Source organism: Geodermatophilus sp. SYSU D01176 (assembly GCF_054050015.1).
This window is the reverse complement of record NZ_JBJGYN010000126.1, coordinates 1-528: the sequence shown is the minus strand read 5'-3', so window position 1 is coordinate 528 and position 528 is coordinate 1. Positions and strand designations below refer to the sequence as shown.

The 528-nt window shown below is 70.3% G+C and carries 1 pseudogene; it reads left to right on the top strand.

The window, feature by feature from the left end:
- Positions 1-309: 309 nt before the first annotated feature.
- Positions 310-528: pseudogene (locus ACI78Z_RS25045) on the top strand (hypothetical protein); the annotation flags it as partial.

Here is a 528-nt window from a genome sequence, read left to right as displayed (position 1 = left end):
ACACCCCGCAGGCCTGGACGTCGACCACCGCCTCCCCCGGGCCGGGGTCGGGGACGATCACCGTCTCCACCGTGACCGGGGCACCCTTGCTGCGGGCGACGACGCCCTTCACCTCGTAGGCCATGACTGCGGTTCTCCTCTCGACGGCGTGCCGGAGCACGTACCCGGGCGGCGTCCACGGCCGCCGGAAGCGGTGGGCAACCATCGTGACGACGTCCCCTTGACCGCCTGTGCCCTGGACCATAGTCTCTTGGACGACTGATATACCAGTCGTCGGGAAGACGTCAGCACAGGAGGGCACACCCGCTCATGGCTCTGCCGATCGAGACCCTGCCCGGCCCGGCGGTGGCTCCGGACCCGGTGCTCAACCGGTCCCTGTCCGAGACCGACCCGGAGGTCTCCGCGGCCATCGCGGCCGAGCTGCGCCGCCAGCAGTCGACGCTGGAGATGATCGCCAGCGAGAACTTCGCCCCGGTCGCGGTGATGCAGGCGCAGGGCTCGGTGCTCACCAACAAGTACGCCGAGGGC